Raw genomic sequence first — 4,059 nt, 5'->3', positions numbered from 1 at the left:
TCGCACGGCTTTGCCGACAATCTGGCGGCAAGCGCACTTGCACAACTGACGGCCGGGTTGTGCGGCGTCAGGGATGATCCAGCCGACATCGACGCCCGGTTGCTGTGCCAGCTTGGCGCATGGCAGGCGATGACCGCCGTGATCGGCGGCGTGCCGATGGGCGCCAGCCACGCCATCGGCCATGTGCTGGGCGGCACCTGCGGCGTGCCGCACGGCTATACCTCGTGCGTGCTGCTGCCGTTCGTGCTGCGCTGGAACCTGCCGGCCAACGCCGACCGGCAGCGCCGCATCCTCGCGCTGATTGGCGGCGGGCACGACAACGCGGCCGATGCGCTGGATGCATTCATCCGCAGCCTCGGGATGCCGCGAAGCCTGGGCGAAGTCGGGGTCGGGCCTGACCAGTTCGACCGCATCGCCAGCAAGGCCATGCACGACCTGTGGCTGCGCACCAATCCGCGCACCATTGCATCGCCCGCCGACGTGCTGGAAATCCTGTCGATGGCGGCCTGACGCCGTTCAGTCGCGCAGAAGTTCGTTGATCGCGGTCTTGGCCCGCGTGCGTTGATCGACGCGCTTGACGATCACCGCGCAGGCAAGATTCGGGCCGGGCGAACCGTCCGGCAGCGGGCGGCCGGGCAGCGTGCCGGGAACGACGACGCTATAGGCCGGCACTTCGCCGATGAAGGTTTCGCCGGTTTCCCGATCGACGATCTTGGTCGAGGCACCCAGAAACACCCCCATGGACAGCACCGCGCCCTCGCGCACGATCACGCCTTCCGCCACTTCCGAGCGCGCGCCGATGAACGCGCCGTCCTCGATGATGACAGGGCCTGCCTGCAACGGTTCCAGTACGCCGCCGATCCCGGCACCGCCCGAAATATGCACATTGGCGCCGATCTGGGCGCAGCTTCCAACCGTCGCCCAGGTGTCGATCATGCTGCCGGCGCCTACATGGGCGCCGATGTTGACGAAACTCGGCATCAGCACCACGCCCGGCGCAACATGCGCGCCACGGCGCACAACAGCGCCCGGCACCATGCGGAATCCGCCTTCGGCAAAGCGGCGCTCGTCCCAGCCGAGGGTTTTCAGCGGCACCTTGTCATAGGCGGGCGCGCCGACGCCGTCGGCTTCGGCGTTCGCAGTCAGCCGGAAGCTCAGCAGCACCGCTTTCTTCAGCCACTGGTTCACCTGCCACTGCCCGGCGGCATCGCGTTCGGCGACGCGCAGCCCCCCGCTGTCCAGCCCTGCGATCGCGGCGTCCACCGCCTTCGCCACGGCAGCGTCGGCCGCCGTGATGCTGTCGCGCGCGTCCCATGCCGCATCGATGGTCGAGCGGAGTGCGGCGTAGTCGGTCATTGTGTCAGTTCCTCCAGCCAGTCGGTCAGGTCGTGCAGTTCATAGTCGATGAATTCGGGCGAATAGCCATGATCGCCGCGTTCCGAGCCGTTGTTGACCCAGCCTGTCACCATGCCGAGCGCCTTCGCCGGCTTCAGGTTGTGCGCCATGTCGTCGACGAAAAACGCAGCATCAGGGCGGACTGCATGTGCAGCACACACGCCCCCATAGGCGCGCGGATCGGGTTTGGGGTGATAGTCCATGGCGTGGATGTCGTGGATGGCGTCGAAGCAGTCCAGGATGCCGATCGCCGACAGCACCCGCTGCGCATAATCGACATCGCCGTTGGTAAAGACGATCCGCCGTCCCGGTAGCCGCCGGAGCGCCACCGCCAGCCGGGGATTTGGATCCAGAACGGACATATCGATGTCATGCACATCGGCGAGGAAGCCGTTCGGGTCTATACCATGGCTCAGCATCAAACCCCGAAGCGTCGTTCCATGTTCGTGGAAATACTGCTTCTGCACCGCCCGCGCTTCGTCGCGGCCAAGGCCCAGCAGCCGGCCGACATAAGCCTCCATCCGCCGGTCGATCTGCGCGAAGAGATTCGCGCTGGCGGGGTAAAGCGTGTTGTCCATATCGAACAGCCAATCGTTCACATTCGCCAGACGATCTGGAAAATGCGTTTTTTCACAATTAGTTATCGATTCACCCGGTTGCCGCATGGGCGGCTCATAAACCATATTGCAATTGTTAATCCAGTTTGGCAGCATGCAGGGGTCGTAAAAAAAGAAGAAACAAGAATGAACTTGTCACCCGCCCAAAGGGCGCCCCGCGCGGATCGCGCGGCCGGCGCAATCCGTCTGCTGTTCATCACAAGCCCCGCCCTGCTGCTTGCAGCCTGCGGCGGCGCCGGAGGGCCTGGACCGGCCAGCCTCTCGAGCAGCACGCCCCCTGCCCAGCCCGCGCCGGTGGTCGTCGCGCCGCCAGCGCCCGCGGCAAACCATGATACCGCCGAATACCGCCGCTCGACCGCAGCCGTCGGCGCGAACGTGTTGCCGGCATGGAACTCTGGCGCGTCGGGCGCCGGGGTCACCATCGGTATCATCGACAGCGGCCTGACCGACACGCTTGGCGAATTCACCGGCCGGATTTCCAGCGCCAGCCGCGACGTCACCGGGCAGGGACGCTCGCTCGCCGACCCGACGGGGCACGGCACCGCCGTCGCCGCCGTCGCTGCTGCCGCGCGCAACGATTCCGGCATGTCGGGCATCGCGCCCGCCGCCACGCTTGCGGTGATGCGGGCCGACAGCGGCGACTGCGCCGATGGCTGCCGCTTCACCGATTCGGCGCTTGCAACCGGTGTCGATGCCGCCGTTGCCGCCGGTGCAAAGGTGATCAACATCTCGCTCAGCGGATCGAACGCCAACCTGACGCTGCGCAACGCCTTCGCCAAGGCAGCGGCAGCCGGAACCGTGCTTGTGCTTTCGGCCGGCAACAGCGGGGAAAGTGATGTCGCCGCACTCGCGCAGGCGGCGCTGGCTTCGGCGGGTGCCGGCAATGTGATCATCGCCGGTGCAGCCGACGGCTCGGGCGCCATCGCCAGCTTCTCGAACCGCGCCGGATCGGCACAGGCAAACTATCTCACTGCGCCCGGTGTCAGCGTCCGCAGCTTCAACCACCAGGGCGAAGCCGCGCTCTATTCAGGCACCAGCTTCGCCGCGCCGACGGTTACCGGCGCAGTCGCGCTGCTGGCGCACAGCTTCCCCAACCTTTCCGCCAGCAAGATCGTCGAGATCCTGCTGGCCTCGGCCGACGACGCCGGCGACAAGGGCACCGACGCGGTCTATGGCCGGGGTCTGCTGAATGTCGGCAAGGCGATGGCGCCGTCCGGGCCGACCAGCCTCGCCGGCACCACCATCTCCGTCGCCATGACCGACGCAGGCTCGCTGGGCGGGGCGTTCGGCGACGGCATTTCAACGGCCAGCGCACTTTCCAGCATTCCCGTGACCGATGCCCATGATCGGCATTACGCCGTCTCGCCGGGGCGGACGCTCCGCACCGCTTCCGCCGCCCGGCTGGCGGGCAGGCTCGAATCGGCAAGCCTTGCCACCGCTTCGACTTCGGCGCGGATCGGCGGATACAGCCTCGCGCTGCAAATCCGCGCCAGCGACCGTGCAGACCGCGCCGGGATCGACGGCTTCCGCGATCAGGACCGTTCGGTCGCGCATCTGGGTTTCGCCCAGCGCGGGCTGGATGCGCGCGCCGGAAGCCTGAATCCGTTGCGCGAAACCCGGCTCAGCTTCTCGGGCGAAGGCTCGGTCGGGCTGGTGCTGGCGACGGGCCGGATGGCGGCCGAAAGCCTCCCCGGCGCCAGCGCCGGCGGCTTCATCACCGACGACGGCCTTTCGCCCGATGATGGCACCGGAACGCGCGGCCGCCTGCTGCTGATGGCCGAACATCATCGCGGGCCGCTGACGCTGGCGATGGCCGCCAGCCAGCGCAGCTTCAGCCTGACCAGGATCGATGGCCTTGGCCGGACGGCGCGGCAGGATCGGCTGACGCTGGCCGCTGCCTATGACAAGGGCCCGTGGCGGCTGGCGCTGCACGCGACCAGCAGCAACGACGACGGCGCCCTGCTTGGCACCCGGCTGGCGCCTGCCTTCGGGCTGCTGGGCGGGCAGACGCTGGCGATCGGCGGCGCTGCCGGGTTTGAAACGGGCG

4 protein-coding genes are annotated in these 4,059 nt (G+C 67.7%); 2 read left to right on the top strand and 2 right to left on the bottom strand.

Translation table 11 applies throughout. From position 1 onward, the window contains the following. The coding region (locus tag AC16JP_RS07865) for a dehydroquinate synthase/iron-containing alcohol dehydrogenase family protein (protein ID WP_484340061.1) at positions 1-510 on the top strand (510 nt) is incomplete at its 5' end. 6 nt (positions 511-516) lie between these two features. Here AC16JP_RS07865 and dapD read toward each other — a convergent pair. Continuing rightward, a complete protein-coding gene (gene dapD / locus AC16JP_RS07860; protein ID WP_484340060.1) occupies positions 517-1,356 on the bottom strand; it encodes a 2,3,4,5-tetrahydropyridine-2,6-dicarboxylate N-succinyltransferase in 840 nt (279 codons plus the stop codon). Beyond that, positions 1,353-2,060 carry a pyrimidine 5'-nucleotidase gene (locus AC16JP_RS07855; protein ID WP_484340059.1) on the bottom strand — a complete coding sequence of 236 codons (708 nt, stop codon included), beginning with the start codon at positions 2,058-2,060 and terminating at the stop codon, positions 1,353-1,355. The genes dapD and AC16JP_RS07855 overlap by 4 nt, the downstream gene beginning before the upstream one ends. A gap of 78 nt (positions 2,061-2,138) precedes the next feature. Between AC16JP_RS07855 and AC16JP_RS07850 the strand changes: the two genes are divergently transcribed. Beyond that, positions 2,139-4,059: S8 family serine peptidase (locus AC16JP_RS07850; RefSeq protein ID WP_484340058.1), on the top strand; the 1,921-nt coding region annotated here is incomplete at its 3' end.

The sequence above is a fragment of the Sandaracinobacteroides sp. genome, assembly GCF_057137845.1.
Note: the sequence above shows the minus strand (reverse complement) of the source record. Positions and strands in the feature narration are given on the sequence as shown.